Source organism: Rhizobium sp. 22-785-1 (genome assembly GCF_053521965.1).
This window is the reverse complement of the sequence record NZ_JBNWDI010000012.1, coordinates 12,943-29,641: the sequence shown is the minus strand read 5'-3', so window position 1 is coordinate 29,641 and position 16,699 is coordinate 12,943. Positions and strand designations below refer to the sequence as shown.

13 protein-coding genes are annotated in these 16,699 nt (G+C 57.9%); 3 read left to right on the top strand and 10 right to left on the bottom strand.

From position 1 onward, the window contains the following. The 7 genes from ACQZ5M_RS19650 to ACQZ5M_RS19620 are packed head-to-tail and all read right to left on the bottom strand — an operon-like array spanning position 1 to position 6,767. Positions 1-960, bottom strand: a complete 960-nt coding sequence (locus ACQZ5M_RS19650; RefSeq protein WP_296101068.1) for a sugar kinase — start codon at positions 958-960, stop codon at positions 1-3. Positions 961-966: 6 nt separating this feature from the next. Further along, on the bottom strand, positions 967-2,025 hold the full coding sequence (locus ACQZ5M_RS19645; protein ID WP_296013874.1) for an ABC transporter ATP-binding protein: 1,059 nt from the start codon (positions 2,023-2,025) through the stop codon (positions 967-969). A 42-nt stretch (positions 2,026-2,067) separates the two neighbouring features. Further along, entirely contained in the window at positions 2,068-2,889 is an 822-nt protein-coding gene (locus ACQZ5M_RS19640) for a carbohydrate ABC transporter permease (RefSeq protein WP_449080618.1), read from the bottom strand. Further along, a complete protein-coding gene (locus ACQZ5M_RS19635) occupies positions 2,889-3,830 on the bottom strand; it encodes a carbohydrate ABC transporter permease (RefSeq protein WP_449080661.1) in 942 nt (313 codons plus the stop codon). The genes ACQZ5M_RS19640 and ACQZ5M_RS19635 overlap by 1 nt, the downstream gene beginning before the upstream one ends. Continuing rightward, positions 3,827-5,155: an ABC transporter substrate-binding protein gene (locus tag ACQZ5M_RS19630; RefSeq protein WP_449080617.1), complete on the bottom strand. Its 1,329-nt coding sequence runs from the start codon at positions 5,153-5,155 to the stop codon at positions 3,827-3,829. The genes ACQZ5M_RS19635 and ACQZ5M_RS19630 overlap by 4 nt, the downstream gene beginning before the upstream one ends. Positions 5,156-5,210: 55 nt before the next feature. After that, positions 5,211-5,870 carry a GntR family transcriptional regulator gene (locus ACQZ5M_RS19625; protein ID WP_296013867.1) on the bottom strand — a complete coding sequence of 220 codons (660 nt, stop codon included), beginning with the start codon at positions 5,868-5,870 and terminating at the stop codon, positions 5,211-5,213. Between the two features lie 12 nt (positions 5,871-5,882). Further along, positions 5,883-6,767: a dihydrodipicolinate synthase family protein gene (locus tag ACQZ5M_RS19620; RefSeq protein WP_296013865.1), complete on the bottom strand. Its 885-nt coding sequence runs from the start codon at positions 6,765-6,767 to the stop codon at positions 5,883-5,885. Between the two features lie 315 nt (positions 6,768-7,082). On the opposite strand from ACQZ5M_RS19620, the gene ACQZ5M_RS19615 reads away from it, so the two are divergent. Further along, complete coding sequence (locus ACQZ5M_RS19615; RefSeq protein WP_449080616.1) at positions 7,083-9,812, top strand: DNA translocase FtsK; 2,730 nt, start codon at positions 7,083-7,085, stop codon at positions 9,810-9,812. Positions 9,813-9,951: 139 nt separating this feature from the next. Here ACQZ5M_RS19615 and ACQZ5M_RS19610 read toward each other — a convergent pair whose 3' ends face one another. Beyond that, positions 9,952-11,934: a putative bifunctional diguanylate cyclase/phosphodiesterase gene (locus tag ACQZ5M_RS19610; protein ID WP_449080615.1), complete on the bottom strand. Its 1,983-nt coding sequence runs from the start codon at positions 11,932-11,934 to the stop codon at positions 9,952-9,954. A gap of 332 nt (positions 11,935-12,266) precedes the next feature. Between ACQZ5M_RS19610 and ACQZ5M_RS19605 the strand changes: the two genes are divergently transcribed. Together ACQZ5M_RS19605 and ACQZ5M_RS19600 are read left to right on the top strand one after the other, a co-directional pair. Further along, complete coding sequence (locus ACQZ5M_RS19605) at positions 12,267-13,292, top strand: class I SAM-dependent methyltransferase (RefSeq protein WP_296103124.1); 1,026 nt, start codon at positions 12,267-12,269, stop codon at positions 13,290-13,292. A 125-nt stretch (positions 13,293-13,417) separates the two neighbouring features. Next, complete coding sequence (locus ACQZ5M_RS19600; protein WP_296013859.1) at positions 13,418-14,239, top strand: bifunctional allantoicase/(S)-ureidoglycine aminohydrolase; 822 nt, start codon at positions 13,418-13,420, stop codon at positions 14,237-14,239. 179 nt (positions 14,240-14,418) lie between these two features. Here ACQZ5M_RS19600 and ACQZ5M_RS19595 read toward each other — a convergent pair whose 3' ends face one another. Together ACQZ5M_RS19595 and ACQZ5M_RS19590 are read right to left on the bottom strand one after the other, a co-directional pair. Then, the gene (locus tag ACQZ5M_RS19595) at positions 14,419-15,213 is read right to left on the bottom strand and encodes a 2-keto-4-pentenoate hydratase (RefSeq protein ID WP_296013857.1); all 795 of its coding nucleotides are present in this window, start codon (positions 15,211-15,213) and stop codon (positions 14,419-14,421) included. A 273-nt stretch (positions 15,214-15,486) separates the two neighbouring features. Continuing rightward, positions 15,487-16,686, bottom strand: coding sequence for an MFS transporter (locus ACQZ5M_RS19590; protein ID WP_449080614.1), 1,200 nt, complete (start codon positions 16,684-16,686; stop codon positions 15,487-15,489). Between the last annotated feature and the right edge of the window lie 13 nt (positions 16,687-16,699).

The following is a 16,699-nucleotide window of genomic DNA, read 5'->3' as shown; positions in this document are numbered from 1 at the left end:
TCAGCTTTGAGGGGCGGTCTCTGCCAACCAAGCAGTCATCGCCGCTTCTGCTTGCGTCCGCGTCGGCGTACCCGTCCGTCCGCCGAAAACCTGGCACTTCAGCGCTGCAGCCACGGACGACAGCTGAATGGCGGCGCGGCTCGCCATCCCTTCTGCGACAGCCAGGGCAAAGGTCCCATGGAACACGTCACCAGCGGCGAGCGTGTCGATTGCTTCGATCGCCATGGTGGATTGAAAATGGACCGCAGGATCGCGAGCTTCCGTCCAAAAGCATCCCGCCGGCCCGGCGGTGACCGCAATGAATGTCTCCGGGTAGCGGGCATGTAAGACCGGCAGCATCGCGGCAACATCGGAAGGACTCGTCAGCCGCTCCGCTGCGGGTTCGGAAAAGATGATGTGGCTTGCAGCGGGCGCGAGTCTTTCCAAAATCTCCACTGGCGCAACATCTCCATCCAGAATGGCGGGTTTTCCAAGCTGGCGCGCAACAGTCAGCACGTCGAGCGCCAAGTCCGGCCAGCGCACGTCAACCAGAACGGCATCGAAGGGTGCGAGATCGGCCTGTGTACAGGAGCGTTTATTCTCGTGGAGCCTGTGATCGTAGAAAGGGACGATCAGTCGCTCCCCCCGGTCATCGATCAGGATGGTAGAGAGCGCTGAGCGCGCACCCTTGGCGATCGTCATGCCGGATGTGTCGATGCCGCTTTCGGATAGATCGCGCAGGATGCGAGTTCCGGTCTCGTCATCCCCGACAGCACCCCATAGGCTTGCTCGCCCGCCCATGCGGTGGACGGTGTAGGCGGCACTCGATGCCATGCCCTCGGCAATCTGCAACATTTCATAGGGCAAGACCTTGCCTTGCCCCGTCGGCATGTCATGCACGCGAAACAGCGTGTCCAAAACGGCCGCGCCGACACATAGTACGTGGCGACCGTGGTTATCTTTCTTCGTGATGCTTTGCATTGCTGCTCAGATTCGCTTGCCGGTTTCCTTGTCGAACAGGTGTACCGAAGCAGGGTCGATGGCAATACGAACCGTATCGCCGAAGCGGATATCCAGCCGTTCGCGGAACAGGCAGGCAATTTCTTCGCCATTGCAATTGAGCTTGGCGTAGATCTCCGAGCCGGTGCCTTCCACAAGTTCGACGCGCCCCGCGATGCCCGTTTCCGAAGCACGGATATGTTCGGGGCGGATACCGTAGACAAGGTCACGCCCGCCGAGTCCTGCCGGGTTTGCCGTTGACGGCAAGGGTAGCGTTACGCCCTTGGCCGTGCGGAAAACACCTTCTTCGACACGGCCTCGAATGAAATTCATGGCGGGCGAGCCGATGAAGCCGGCAACGAAGAGATTGGCCGGGCGATCGTAGAGCTCCAGCGGCGCGCCGATCTGCTCGATGATGCCGTCATGAAGCACCACGATCTTGTCGGCCATGGTCATGGCTTCCACCTGGTCATGCGTCACGTAGATGGTGGTCGTGCCGATGCGCTGATGCATGGACTTGATCTCACCGCGCATCTGTACGCGCAGCTTCGCATCAAGGTTCGATAGCGGCTCATCGAAGAGGAAGACCTGCGGATCGCGCACCAGGGCACGACCCATGGCGACACGCTGACGCTGTCCACCGGACAGCTGGCGTGGGTAACGATCCAGAAGCTTTTCAAGCCCAAGGATGCCTGCTGCCTTGTCTACTTTTGCCTTCGTGACGGCGGCATCGACCTTCTTGAGCTTCAAAGCAAAGCCCATGTTCTCGGCAACGGTCATGTGCGGATAAAGTGCGTAGTTCTGGAAAACCATGGCGATGTCGCGGTCACGGGCGGGCAGGTGGCTCACCTCCCGCGCACCGATGTGGATTTCGCCATCGCTCAGTTCTTCCAGCCCCGCGATCATGCGCAGCAACGTGGACTTGCCGCAGCCGGACGGGCCGACCAGCACGACGAATTCTCCGTCACGAATATCGATGTCGATACCGTGGATGACATTGACCGCGCCGAAGCGTTTCTGGACATTCTGAATATTGACGGGTGCCATGATGATTATCCTGTAATGAAATTCGTTCCAGCGATCTGTCGATCAGCCACCCTTGACGGCGCCTGCGGTAAGGCCCGCGACGATCTGCTTTTGGGCAAACATGGTGAGCAACAACACCGGCAGCGTGACGATCAGCGCTGCGGCGGCAAGCGGACCCCAGCTGACCTGCTCGAAAGACAGCATGTTGTAGACCGCGACCGGAAGCGTGCGGGTTTCGCGGCTGGCCAGCACGATGCCGAAGACGAAGTTGTTCCACGAGAAGATGACGGCAAGGATGAAGGAGACCACGATGCCGGGCTTGGCGATGGGGAGCGCGACCAGGCGGAACACCTGCCAGCACGATGCGCCATCGATGCTTGCCGCCTCTTCCAACTCCTTCGGTGTCGTCTCGAAGTAGCCGATCATGATCCACACGACGATCGGAACAGTGACCACCAGATGGATGATGATCTGCGGCCAGAGCGTGCCGAGCAAGTTCAGCCATTGGAACAGCAGAAACAACGGAATGAGGAAGGAGAGGCCGGGCGTCATACGGGCGATCATGATGACGATCGCCGCCTTTTCCGCTTTCAGCCGTGCAATGCCATAGCCCGCCGGAACGCCGATAACCAGTGCCAGAATGGTCGCGGCGCCTGTGACCAGCACGGAATTCCAGAAATAGAGGAAGAAGTTGTTTTCCTCGAAGACCTTCACATAGTTCGACCAGGCGAAGCGCTCGGGGATCAGGATCGGCGGATAGGCGCCGTTATCGATCTCGAATTTCAGTGACAGCGAGATCATCCAGAGGAAGAAGAGGATGACGGGGGAAATCATCACCAGCGCAATGAAGAACAGGCCGATGCGGTCTAGGTTTCTGCGGGACATCAGCGATCCTCCATCTCGTTCCATTGGGTGCGCGCACGAACCATCAACAGGACGAAGGAGAGCGCGATAATGACGATGAAGAAGACGACGGCCATGGCCGAGGCATAGCCGATGTCGTAATAGGCGAATGCCGTATTGTAGAGATAGATATTGATCGTCTCAGATGCCGTGCCCGGTCCGCCTTGCGTCATCGCATAGATGATGTCGAAGCTCTTTACCGCATCGATGGAGCGGATAATGACGGCGATCATCAGGAACGGCGCGATCATAGGCATGGTGAGGTAGCGGAACTTCTGCCAGGCATTTGCGCCGTCAATTTCCGCACTCTCATAGGGTTCGCGCGGAACAGCTGCCAAACCACCCAGAACAATCAGCATGACGAGTGGCGTCCACTGCCATGTTTCAACAAGGACCAGCGAAGGTATGACCGTGGACTGATTGTAGATCCATTCCAGCGGGCCGATGCCGATGAAGGAGAGCAGGTAGTTCAGTACGCCCAACTGCGGGTGGAACATCATCGTCCAGACCAGCGCGATGGCGACCGGGGTCGCCATCATCGGCATGACGAAAACACCGCGCAGGAAACCGCGCAGCGGGAACTGCGCATCGAACACAAGAGCAGCCAAGGTGCCGAGGAACAGCGGCGCGACAACCGAGAGCACCGTGTAGACCAGTGTGTGCCAGAGCGATTCCCAGAACCGCGCGTCACTGGCCAGACGGATGTAGTTGTCGAAACCGATGAAACTCTGCTCTTGCCCAAGCGTCCAGCGTTGCGCGCTCATCCACAGGGTAAAGACCCAGGGGAAGACGATCACTGCGCCGATGACGACGAGAGCGGGAATGACGAAAGGCCAGTAGTTGGGAGTAAGCCGCGGCGGCTTGCTCCCCTGTGCGTCTTTCGTCACCGCTGCACTATGTTCGATGCTGATAGACACCTTTATCCCTCGCTGCGTGCCAGAACAGGTGCGAACTGTTCGGTCGCCTTCTTGAGTTCTGCAGCCGGATCGGCACCGCCGATCATATTGGTGAGACCGACGCCATAGATGTCACGGAACTCGGTCACCGGAATAATGACTGGAAGTGCGAGCTTGGACACCTTGCCGGAACCGACCACGGCATCCAGCCATTCGGCCGGCATCTTGACGCCTTCGCGTACCTTCGCATCTTCAAGGATCGACTGGCGGAACGGAACACCCGCACCGGCCTGCAGGAGACGAGCGCCCATATCGTGCGAGATTGCCCACTGGCAGAAGAGATAGGCGGCTTCCTTCTTGGTGCTGGCTTCGACAACGCCAAGGCCGTCACCGAATGTACCGGCGGCCTGCGCTGCCGGACCCTTCGGCATCACGCCATAGCCCGTCTTGCCGACGACACGGGACTTCTCCGGGTTTTCGATTGGCGGTGCGAAGCCGACGCCGTCCAGCCACATGCCGATCTTGCCCTGGAGAAACGCAGACTGCGCTTCGGCCCAGTTGAAGCCCGAGACACCGGCAGGTGCAGCCTTGGTCATCAGGCGCTGGTAGAGCTTCGCCGCTTCCACCGCTTCCTTGGACTCGGTGTTGATCTTGCCATCGGTTATCGGCTCCGCGCCGTAACCGAGCATCAGTGTGGTCCAGACCGGCGTATTGGCGTTCTTCAGGCCGCGGGCGACAAAACCGTAGGTGTTGGTGGACGGATCGGTGATCGCTTCGGCGGCGGCAACCAGTTCTTCGAAGGTCTGCGGATATTTTAGACCCTTGGCTTCAAACAGGTCCTTGTTCCAGTAAAGGATCCAGTAATCCACGGAGAAGGGAAGCGAGCGCAGGACGCCGTCACTATCCTTGGCAAACTGCATGCCGGCTGCGGCAAAATCGCTTTCGACCAGGGAAGGATCGGTCAGCGACGGGTCCTTCATGAAGCCGCTGATATCGGCCAGCCACTTGCCCTTTTCGAACTGGCGCTTCTGAACGTGATAGCTCAGGTGGACGACGTCGAAGCTCGGTTTGCCGGAAGAAAGCTCGATCACGACCTTCTGGCGCTGCTGCTGTTCGGGCGTCGCCTCGGCATTAACCTTGATGCCGGTCAGCTCTTCGAATTCCTTGATATGTTTTAGAAGCGTTTCACTACGTGGGCTCTTGACCAGATTGACCTCGAGCGTTGTGCCCGCATGCTTCTTCCAATCCACCGCAGCCGATGCGGAGCGGACGCCGAACATGGCGGCCCCGCCAAGTGCAGCGGTGCCGGCCAGGAAGGCGCGACGTGTTGGGCTCATAAATGAATGTGTCATGAAGTTCCTCCTCTTATTCGCCAGGATCTCCTCATCCAGGCTTTATGGTGATCTTTTAAACGGCGAGTGCTCTGTCCCTCGCGCTGCGAATATGGGCGACCAGTCGCTCGACGGCCTCATCGACATCGCGTCGTTCGATGGCCTCGATGATGGTGAGGTGTTCGGCCATGACCGATTTGACATGGCCTGCGATGCGGAAGCGCTCCTGATTGATCAGGCGCATCTTGATCGAATTGACGCGATAGGCATTCGAGATGATCGAGTTGCCAAGCGCATCGATAAAGGCGTCATGCATGCCCCAGTCCACGGCCTGGGCGCGCGCATCTAGCTCAGGCGAACCCTTGCCGCTATTGGCAAGTTCGGCAATCTCCCGGTGCTCCTTCAACATGTCGGCAATCGCCTCGTCGGAGGCGGTGCGCGTGAAATTTGCCACTGCTTCCTTTTCCAGCAGAATGCGGAACTGGAAGGCTTCGCGGATCAAATTGATGTCGATATGGGCGACCTGCAGCCCGCGCTGCGGCACTGTCTTGATCAGCCCATCCGCTTCAAGCCGCGGGATCGCCTCCCGGATTGCGCCGAGAGGCAGGCCGGTCAATTCGACAAGGCGGCGCTGGGAGATGAACTGACCTGGCCGAACGTCACGCGCGAGAAGATGGTGCGTAAAGCTCTCATACGCCTTCTCCCGCAACGTCGTCTGTTCGGCCACATCGTCCATTCGTTACGCCTTTCAAGCCGCCTGTTTGCTGAACAGCGATCCGAATGCCGCTTCGATCTTTTTACGATCTTCTGCGGAAATGGAAACCAGCGGCGGACGCACCGCATGCCAGATCGTTTCGCCCGTCGTGTAGGACACGAGAACTTTAACGGCAGGGGTCACGGGGAATTTCAGCAGTTCGACCACCAGATCCTGAACGCGCTCGTCATCCTTACCATCGACCGCCATTGCGCGGATTTCCGCGGGGAGGAAGTTGGCGCAGCCGGAGATCGCACCCTGACCGCCCATGCGAACGCCTTGAGCCAGATGGCGCTCGTCACCGATCAGGATGATCAGCTCGCCATGCTCCTTCAAAAGACGCTCCGTGTGCGGCCAGTTGCCGGAAGAGTCCTTTACGCCAACGACGATGCCGGGGAAGGCCTGCTTCAGGCGTCCGACGAGTTCGACCGAGAGCGTCACCATCGTTACCGACGGAATATTGTAGACGAGGATATCGCGCGCCCCCGAGCCGATCTGCGAAAACACGGAGGCGAACCAGTCGAACAGACCGTCATCGCTGACATTCTTGAAATAGGAGGGCGGGGCGAGGAGAATGTTGCGCACGCCAGCATCGAGGGCGGCAAAGGCCTGATCGGCGGCATCCTGCGCGGAATCCACCAAAACGCCCACCACGATCCTGTTCGGCGCGATACCGGCATTGAGGCACGACGCCAGAATATCGGCGCGCTCACGAGTTCCAATCGAGCTCCCTTCGCCGGTGGTACCGAAGAGCGTGATGCTGTCGCAACCCGACGACAAAGCGCGCTCGGCCTGCTTGATCATCGCATCGATGGCAATCGTTCCATCCTGCATAAAGGGTGTCGTCAACGCTGCCGAGAGGCCGAATTTACCAGTCACGTCCATGCTCCTCCAAAACTGATGAAGGAGTGATAGAGCATTAACATGTCAGTTGTAAAGTCGTCTGTGTTTAGTTTGCTGTCATGACCCGGAATTAATTTTTGGGAGAGGTTGGCCCGCTCAAAGCCGCTGCAAAAGGCTGTGGAAAACGATGCAGTAAGGACTGAAGAAAGTTGGAAGCGGAAAGCCTTGGATTTGCGTGGCACGAGCGCCACAGCTCGCTTTAACTCTGCCGAAATTCGCTTTGCTGACCGCTTTGGCAATAGGTGGTTAACCTTTATTTTTTATCTCAGTTGCTGTGCCAATTGTCCGTTTATGATGAGTGTACAGGCTGTCATGCGTTTTCCCCGATCCAATTTTAATAATCCAGGCAATGCGATAGAGGGGGGAGAGGCTGAATCGGCAGACAACATGGTTCAGCATCCCCAGATATCAGGCGTGCCGATGCAAAGCTTAACGAGTGCCGAGCGCGCTGCCGTGGGTCGTCATGCCGATCAGATCGCTGCCAATGCGATCGAAGGCCGCCCCGATATGCCCGGCTGGCAAAACGCCTTCACGCTTGGCCCGAATGTGCGCTTTTCGCGCACGCCACAGATCATTTTTGCCAAGAAGAACGCTGCCGGCGAAGATGTCGCCGTCGATCAACCGGGCGAGCAAGTGGGGTCGGAGTCTCCTAGTGGTCAAGATGCTGCCACCGACGCAACGAATTCGACTGCGCCACAGCCAGCACCGGTAGAGCGTCGTATTGCAAAACCCGCCGTCCTGCCGCAGCCTCCGGGCGCTACAGGCGCTAGAGCATTGAGTTATCGCCTGCGCCGCGAATTGGCATTACGCCAGCAGCAGGAACTTTTGCAGCAGGCCGATGCAGGTTCGTCAGGAGAAGTTCCGGCCCAGCCGGTCACTGCTGAAGCGCCGGAAGAAGCTGTCGTGCGTGAAGAAATCGACGTAGCCTGCTTCCCTGCCGATGACCAGCAGAAGCCCAGACTCGATGTACCATCCTTCGCCGCCTATCTTTCCGACGACATGTTCTGGGAAGTGATGAATCTCGACGTCGAGGGCACGATTGCGCACGACCGGCAGCCCGTGCGTCTGTCTGAACTGGCAAGGCTGAAGGCACAGCGCCTGTCCGCGACGAAACCGGCCATGGTCCCCCAGCAGCCAGCTTCCATCCATGCTCCGCTTCTGCGCCAGCCCCGCGCGGCTGAGCCTGTCGTCATTCGCCAACAGCTGCGCCCAAGCTTGCCTACGGTGCCGGCATTCCCGGACCTGGACGGATCGGCTGTCTCGCTCTACCGCGAAGTCGGTGTTCGTGGCCATCAGCCTGCTCAAGGCGAGCAGGAAGAAATCGTCGAAGCCGCACCGGTCGAGCAGACCGTGCCTTCTGTAGAGGTCGTCGAACCAGTCGCTATCGAGATGCCAGCTGCGCGCCGCGAGACCCGCACGGTGGCGCGCAACAACCAGCCTATGTTCCTTGATGCGCCTGTCTTTGGCGAGGGCGAGTACGAGTATCCGCCGATCGATCTGCTTCAGACACCGCAGGTGCAGCAGACGACGACGATGACGCCCGAAGCGCTGGAGCAGAGCGCAGGTCTGCTGGAAAGCGTGCTCGAAGATTTCGGCATCAAGGGCGAGATCATCGATGTGCGCCCTGGTCCTGTCGTCACTCTTTACGAGTTCGAACCGGCACCGGGCGTCAAGTCGTCGCGTGTCATCGGTCTGTCGGACGATATCGCCCGATCCATGTCGGCCCTCTCGGCCCGCGTCGCGGTCATTCCTGGCCGCAACGTCATCGGTATCGAATTGCCTAATCCGGTGCGCGAGACGGTCTATTTCCGCGAACTGATCGAATCTCACGATTACGCCGACACGCGGATGAATCTGGCGCTTTGCCTCGGCAAGACCATTGGCGGCGAGCCGGTGGTGGCCGAGCTTGCCAAGATGCCCCACCTTCTGGTGGCCGGCACGACCGGCTCTGGCAAATCGGTTGCGATAAACACCATGATTCTATCGCTGCTCTACCGGTTGAAGCCGGAAGAGTGCCGCCTGATCATGGTCGATCCGAAGATGCTCGAGCTTTCCGTCTATGACGGTATTCCGCATCTCCTCACCCCCGTCGTTACCGACCCCAAGAAGGCCGTCATGGCGCTGAAATGGGCGGTGCGCGAAATGGAGGATCGCTATCGCAAGATGTCGCGCCTCGGCGTTCGCAATATCGATGGATACAATGCCCGCGCTGCCGCCGCTCGCGCCAAGGGCGAGACCGTGATGTGCAATGTCCAGACCGGTTTCGACCGCGCAACGGGCGAGGCCGTCTACGAACAGGAGGAGATGGACCTCACAGCCATGCCTTACATCGTCGTCATCGTCGACGAGATGGCCGATCTTATGATGGTGGCTGGCAAGGAGATCGAAGGCGCGATCCAGCGCCTGGCGCAGATGGCGCGCGCCGCCGGTATCCATCTGATCATGGCGACCCAGCGTCCATCGGTCGATGTCATCACAGGTACGATCAAGGCCAACTTCCCCACCCGCATCTCCTTCCAGGTCACGTCGAAAATCGACAGCCGCACGATTCTCGGCGAGCAGGGAGCCGAGCATCTGCTAGGCCAGGGCGACATGCTGCACATGATGGGCGGCGGACGCATCGCCCGTGTTCACGGACCATTCGTCTCCGACGAGGAAGTCGAGAAGGTCGTCGCGCATCTTAAGACGCAAGGCCGTCCGGAATATCTGGGCACGGTAACGGAAGATGCTGACGAGGCCGATGACGGCGAGGATGAAGATAGCGCCGTCTTCGACAAGACCGCCATGGCCGAAGACGATACGGCCGACCTTTACGAAAAGGCCGTGAAGGTGGTCCTGCGCGACAAGAAGTGCTCGACCTCCTACATCCAGCGTCGTCTGTCGATCGGCTACAACCGTGCCGCATCTCTGGTGGAGCGTATGGAGCAGGAAGGCATTGTCGGCCCGGCAAACCATGTCGGCAAACGCTCTATCATCATCGGTGAACGCGATGCCCACGAGGTTCCGGGCGCTACCGACTGAGGACATGTCTCTACAGTTTCATCAACGAAAGCCGGCTGCCTAAAGCGGCCGGCTTTCGTACTTCAAGACGATGTTCTGGAAGTGTAAAGCCGCCGAGACAGCGATTTTCAGGAAGCGCCGCTTGGTCAACGCGGATACTTCAGCGCATGCCCTTTACGCCGTTCGCTCTGGATACCTCAAACGCCTCGGCGGAAACCGGGCGACCGACGAAATAGCCTTGCACATGATCGATCTTGAATTGCTGCATCAAGTGAAGTTGTTCGACTGTTTCGACGCCCTCGACGAGGATCTTTGGGCCGCGGTTGCGGATCAGGCCGATAATATCCTTGAGCATGGCTTTGCCGCGCAGACTCGTGCCGTCATGCAGAAATGACTTGTCGATCTTGACGGTATCGAATTCGATCAGTCGCAGCCAGGAGAGCCCCGCAAAACCGGTGCCGAAGTCGTCCAGCCATATCTTGATGCCGAGCATTCTCAGATCGCTGATACAGCGTAGGACATCGGAATCCATGTCCATCTCCAGGCCTTCGGTGATTTCCAGCGCGAGTTGTCCGCCTCCAATGGCAAGCTCGCCTAGAATGGCAGCCACCGACGTGGCAAAGCCCGGCCGTTTCAGTTGGATGGGTGACACGTTGACGCTGACGACCTGAACCTTGCCGGTTTGTAGCATCTGCTGGCAGGCCGTACGGATTGCCCAGAGGCCGAGATCGGTTATCTTGCCTATCCGCTCAGCGATGGGAATGAAGATACTGGGCGGAACCAGTGTTCCGTCCAGCAGCCGCAGGCGCATCAATGCTTCTGCCGCCTGGACGCGATCGTTGGCGAGGCTTCGGATCGGCTGGTAGACGAGTGAAACGAGGTTCTGCTGAATGGCGATATCCAGAAGGGCCGCAACATTTTCGGTGTCGTCGCTCGTCAGCGGATCGTCAGGGTCGAACAGCTTGATCCTGTTGCGCCCGCTTTCCTTGGCGAGATAGAGCGCCCGGTCTGCCTCATAGATCAAGCGTTCCAATTTATGCTCTGGAGCTGGACGTGTGAAGGACACGCCAACACTGACGGTGATGACGGAGGTGCCGTCTCGACGCCGTTCGTGAGCGAGGCAAAGATCCTCCACCGCGCGACGAAGCAGCTCCGCAACCTTATCCACTTCCTGTCGCGTGTTGAAGCGCAGCAGTGCAATGAACTCTTCGCCACCGTAACGCCCTATCAACGCATCGCGATCGCTGACCGCCAGTTGAAGGGCACGAGCTACCTGAACGAGACAACGATCTCCCTCTTGGTGGCCATAGTAGTCGTTATACTTTTTGAAGAAATCGACGTCGATCAGGAAAACTGCGAAGTTTCGCTTCGACGTTGTCCAGTCGCTCCAGAGGAGACGCAGCTGCGCATCGACGGCGCGGCGGTTTGCAACGCCCGTCATCGGGTCGGTATTGGAAAGCCTTAACAGTGCTTCTCCCCGCTCTTCCGCTTCACGCTGACGAATTTTTGCCTCGACAGCGCTGAGGAGAACGCGTGCGCGCTCGCGATTGAGGCGCCAATTGACGTAAGAGGTAAAGCTGAAGCAGGCGAGATAGAACGTACCGAAAGCGATCCGGTAGTAAATATCTTCATGCAGATAATTCAAGGCGCCGAAATAGATGCACAGCACCACACCGGACGCCACCAGAGAGAGAGCAAAATTGAACGTGAAGAACAGGTTCGCGCCCATCATGAAGATGGCGCCGAATACCATGTAGTAGGACATGTTGGTGGCGTAGCTCGTCATCATGGCTGGCAACAGCCAGCCGAGATAGCCGCATACCAGTGCCACGGCGCAGGTAAGGTCCATCAAGTCCGCTCTCGTTCCCGCCCTGACCTGCAGTTCAAGTGCCAAAAGGGCAGCGATGCCGACGACGAAGCGCGCAAATGTCGTGTGGATGGAAACGTCAGGAACGAGCAGAATATCGGTCAGCGAGAACAGCAGATAAATGAGAACGGCAACCCAAAGACCCCGCCGTATCGCTCGCCGGCGTGTGACGTCCGTATCGGCAAAGAATTGTCGCCGCACAGCCGCATCGGACCGATTGCGAGATGCATCCGTCTGCAGGTCGGGCTCAAAACCCTGTGCCAAACTGTGCTTCATGCACATTCCTAAAAGTTGCATTGTTTTTGGGCAAGTGATCATTCTTGCCCCTATAATACTATTCTCTATCAGCATCGCGACCTGCGCTACGCTCCATTCTCAGCCAGAGAAGGAGATGTACTAGCTTTATAAGCCTACCCGCATTCCGATTAACTTTCTTTGAATCCTAACAATCTAGTTTTAGTCATTAGTCATACATTAATGGTTAAGGCCTAGAAACGAGTTCCTCTTGCCTGGATCGTCAATCATCCGTGCCGAGCGGGCATTTTGATAAATTATTCTGTTTTAACAATAGTTTGGAAGGGGAATAACTGGTGGCTCGCAACAATGGCATGTCGTTGGACGGACAAAGCTTGGTCACGCCGGATGCAGTATATAAGGAATTGCTGACGCAAAATAGTAGTCATTTGCTCCGGGATCTTTCCGTTGCAGAAGCAGAAGTGGCACTTATTCTCAACCTGGCACAACAACAGTTTCTTGGCGGAACCGCCCCTGCCACGATAATACACGCGGTTGCAGATAGGCTTCATCAATTACGCAGAAATTACGACTATAGAGTGTGGTCAAGCCTTCTGCCCATCATCCAGCAGCACCCCGTCGCCGATTGCTTTCTGGAAGATCCCTTTACTCGGTGGTCCTTCGATAAGCCTCGCGGCTACTCAGGAGACGCGCAACTTCTCGATTTCATCTACGGGCATGAAAGTGTGGCCTGCCACATCGCCAGCGCATCTCCCCTTGGCGCTGCCCTTTACGATTATACACGCAATGCCTCGTCCTCCGTTGCCGTAAGGGAGCGGCGTGACATCCTCACGCGCTATGTGGATGAGGTCGCGGAAAAACATGCGCCTGAAACGGAGATACTGACAATTGCTGCTGGCCATCTACGGGAGGCGAACGGCTCAAGGGCACTAGCGGAAAGGCGGATCAAGCGTTGGGTCGCCCTCGATCAGGACCCGTTGAGCGTCGGTTCCATTGCGCGTGACTTTGCAGGCTCCTGCGTGGAAGCGGTCGACGGATCGGTCAAGGACATTCTGTTGCGCTCGCACGACCTCGGCTGCTTCGACTTCGTTTACGCCGCAGGGCTCTACGACTACTTGACGGAGAAGGTCGCCATCAAGCTGACTAAACGATGCCTCGATATGTTAAAGCCCGGGGGCACCTTCCTCTTTGCAAACTTTGCAGAAGAGATCGCAGTGGACGGCTATATGGAGTCCTTCATGAACTGGGCGCTTCTCCTTCGCAACAGCGCGGATATGTGGAGGATCATCAACGCCAGCGTTTCCCCATCGGCAGGCGATAGCGAGGTATTTTACGGTCAGAACCGCAACATCGTTTATGGCATCATCAGGAAACGATAAGCTGTCCTTGCCTCGGTGCGGAAGATGTGGGGACACCATGTTTTCCGCTCGTGGTGGATTCCCACCATCGGCGAAACGTTTTAAAGCTTCTCGCCTGATTTCAATTTGCCGATGTGGGGTGCATAATGGACAAGAAGCGTTACTACTCCGATTTTGGCGGTCTGCCAGGGCAGACCGAGCTGCTGTCCAGCAAGGCGGTCTTTACTGAAGGCTATGCGGTCATTCCAAAACGGGTCATGTCCGATATCGTCACCAGCGTGCTGCCCCACTGGAGCGAGACGCGCGCCTGGATTATCTCGCGTCCCATGACCGGATTTTCGGAGACCTTCGCGCAGTATATCATGGAAGTGCAGCCGGGCGGTGGCAGTGAGAGGCCTGAGCCAGACGCACGCGCACAGGCTGCGATCTTCGTGGTCGAGGGCGAATTGACCATCACGCTTCAAGGCGAAGAACAAGGGCTACGATCCGGTTCGTTTGCCTATATCCCCGCGGGAAGCAAGTGGTCGCTGCGGGCGACGGGCGAGGTCGCCGCAAAGTTTCATTGGGTGCGCAAGGTGTTTGACAAGGTCGAAGGCCTTGAATTGCCTCCTGCCATTTTCACCCATGAGGATGAGCATGAGATGTCAGCGATGCCCGATACGGAGGGTAAGTGGGCAACGACGCGGTTCATCGATCCGGCTGATGGCCGCTACGACATGCATCTCAACATCGTTACCTTCGAGCCGGGCGCCATCATTCCCTTCATGGAAACCCATGTGATGGAGCATGGTCTTTTCGTTTTGGAAGGCAAGGCCGTCTACCGGCTCAACAAGGATTGGGTCGAAGTCGAGGCGGGTGATTTCATGTGGCTGCGGGCATTTTGCCCCCAGGCGTGTTATGCTGGCGGGCCTGGACGTTTCCGCTACCTTCTTTACAAGGATGTTAACCGCCACGTGAAGCTGTGGTAGGCTCAAGACGCACGGTTGCTAAAGCCTGGTCCGCGCAAAAATGTTGAGCGGTTTTGCGATCTCGACATGCGACGAAACGAGAACTTAAAGCGTGAGGAAGCGAATCTGTAAGATCGCGACACGCTTGAAAATCAAGCCTGTTTCGAAAGCGAGGCCGATCCCTCCATGGGATCAGCCAATCATGGGGTGAGCTGAATTTCCATATTCGCGATCGTCTCCCATCTGGCTTTAACCTGCGTGGCGTCTCCCAGACGGATCATGCCGCAAAGACTGCCGGTGGTTATGACTTGGCCGCGCTTGAGACCGCCCAGATGGTCGTTCGGCGCATTGGCGTAAGCGACAAGAGGTGCCAGCGGATCGGTCTGCGGATGAGTTGGCACGGCGGCGAAAAGGACATCCTCCTCCGTTTCAACGATCAGTGGCGGCAACCCCAACTCCTGTCTGGCAAAAGCGTCTACCAGGGATGAATCGATCGGCGGTCCCATCACGAAGGAATGGTTCCCGAGCCGGTCGGCCAGAAACAGGGGGAACGGCACCCTGTTTTCTTCAGTCAGGCGATAGCTGACAAGCTCTGCGCCAATATGGACGGACGAGACAGCTTTCAGGATCGTTTCGCGCGTGTAGGTTTTGCCGATTGGCAGAGCAGGCAGATCATCGGCCAGAACGAAGCAGATCTCGATTTCCACGCCCAGCGCGCCAGGCTTCGGCACGGCGAGCATGCTGTCCTGGACCTCGTCATAAAGATCGAGCAGGGGAGCGGCGACCGGACGGCTGTTGTTGGAGCCAAGCTTCCAGCCGGCAACCTCCTTGCCGATCGTCCCGACTGCGAGTGCCTGGACCGCCATGGCGGCGTCAATGCTCGATGGCAGGAGGTCTCTGCTCTCCAGCCTCTCGGAGCTGACGGACGACTGCCGTGCTTCAGCGTCAGCCAGAATCATGCCGAGCCTGATATTCGCTTCCGTGATTGTCGTCATCCATGTCCCCGCATAGTCAGGCCCCTACAGCTTCATTGCAGGCAAATCCTGCACTGACAAGGGAACGGCAAGGAGGCAAACAAACAAAAACAGGTCTTCAACACAATATTAACCATGAAATCGCGCGAGTTTTACGCCGGCATACGCATGAAACTCGAGATAGCGATTTGGTTTTATTGTGAAACCGCGCTGCTTGACGGTTACAATCCTCGGGAAGAAGAAAAGGGGAAAGCTTCCGCCTTCCCCTCTTGGATGATCGGACGCGTCTTTCTTTCAGATGCGGCGGCCAGGCAGTTTCGGCAAGAGGACCGTCAGCAGGCCCAACAGCGGCAGGTACGAGCAGACGTGGTAGACAAACTCGATGCCCTGACGATCGGCAAACACGCCGAGAACCGCCGCACCGATGCCACCAAAACCGAACGCGAAGCCGAAAAACATGCCGGCGATCAGTCCGACACGCCCTGGCACCAATTCCTGCGCAAACACCACGATGGCGGAGAAGGCGGACGAGAAGATGAAGCCGATCACGACTACCAGAACCGCCGTCCAGAAGAGATTGGCATAGGGCAGGATAAGCGCGAACGGGATGACGCCGAGGATGGAGAACCAGATCACGACCCGCGAGCCGAAGCGATCTCCGATCGGCCCACCGAAGAAGACGCCTGCCGCAGAAGCGCCGAGGAAAAGGAAAAGCAGAATTTGCGCATTCTGCACCGTCAGGCCGAACTTTTCGATGGTGAAGAAGGTGAAGTAGCTCGAAATACTGGCGAGATACGCGTTCTTTGTCGCGGTCAAAACAACAAGCACGGCAAGTGTCATCAGCACCTTGTTTCGCGGTAGGGGCAATTCACGGCTGACCGGGCGTTTACCGGCCGCACTTCGCCTGTGACGACTATACCAGACGCTGACCCATGAGAGGATGACGAAGGCGGTCAAGGCGATAATCGAGAACCAACTGAGAACCTCTTGTCCTCTCGGGATGACGATGAAAGCTGCCAGCAGCGGTCCGATTGCCGTACCTGTATTCCCGCCCACCTGGAAGAAAGACTGCGCCAGACCATGGCGTCCGCCGGACGCCACCCGCGCGACGCGGGATGCTTCGGGATGAAAGATCGCCGATCCTACGCCGATGAGGCAGGCGCCGAGGACCAGTATGGGGAAACTATGGGCATAGGCGAGCGTGATCAGGCCGGTACAGGTAGAGAGCATCGCTGCGGGAAGCGAAAACGGCATGGGCCACTTATCGGTCGCAACGCCGACAGCCGGTTGCAATAGCGACGCCGTCACCTGGAAGGCGAATGTCAGGAGCCCGATCTGTCCGAAGTCGAGCGCGTAATTGGCTTTCAGGAGCGGATAAAGCGAGGTCAGCAGCGACTGCATGATGTCGTTCAGCATATGGCAGAAACTTGCAGCTGCGATGATGGAAAATGTGGTGACTTCGGGGGTGAAGCCGGGACTGGTCACTCTGGCCATTGGGGGATCTCCT

Bases quoted from the DNA above. Each gene is read 5' to 3' on its own strand.
- ACQZ5M_RS19650 (WP_296101068.1), bottom strand. From the start codon at position 960: ATGCAAAGCATCACGAAGAAAGATAACCACGGTCGCCACGTACTATGT.
- ACQZ5M_RS19645 (WP_296013874.1), bottom strand. From the start codon at position 2,025: ATGGCACCCGTCAATATTCAGAATGTCCAGAAACGCTTCGGCGCGGTC.
- ACQZ5M_RS19640 (WP_449080618.1), bottom strand. From the start codon at position 2,889: ATGTCCCGCAGAAACCTAGACCGCATCGGCCTGTTCTTCATTGCGCTG.
- ACQZ5M_RS19630 (WP_449080617.1), bottom strand. From the start codon at position 5,155: ATGACACATTCATTTATGAGCCCAACACGTCGCGCCTTCCTGGCCGGC.
- ACQZ5M_RS19625 (WP_296013867.1), bottom strand. From the start codon at position 5,870: ATGGACGATGTGGCCGAACAGACGACGTTGCGGGAGAAGGCGTATGAG.
- ACQZ5M_RS19615 (WP_449080616.1), top strand. From the start codon at position 7,083: ATGATGAGTGTACAGGCTGTCATGCGTTTTCCCCGATCCAATTTTAAT.
- ACQZ5M_RS19610 (WP_449080615.1), bottom strand. From the start codon at position 11,934: ATGAAGCACAGTTTGGCACAGGGTTTTGAGCCCGACCTGCAGACGGAT.
- ACQZ5M_RS19605 (WP_296103124.1), top strand. From the start codon at position 12,267: ATGTCGTTGGACGGACAAAGCTTGGTCACGCCGGATGCAGTATATAAG.
- ACQZ5M_RS19600 (WP_296013859.1), top strand. From the start codon at position 13,418: ATGGACAAGAAGCGTTACTACTCCGATTTTGGCGGTCTGCCAGGGCAG.
- ACQZ5M_RS19595 (WP_296013857.1), bottom strand. From the start codon at position 15,213: ATGACGACAATCACGGAAGCGAATATCAGGCTCGGCATGATTCTGGCT.
- ACQZ5M_RS19590 (WP_449080614.1), bottom strand. From the start codon at position 16,686: ATGGCCAGAGTGACCAGTCCCGGCTTCACCCCCGAAGTCACCACATTT.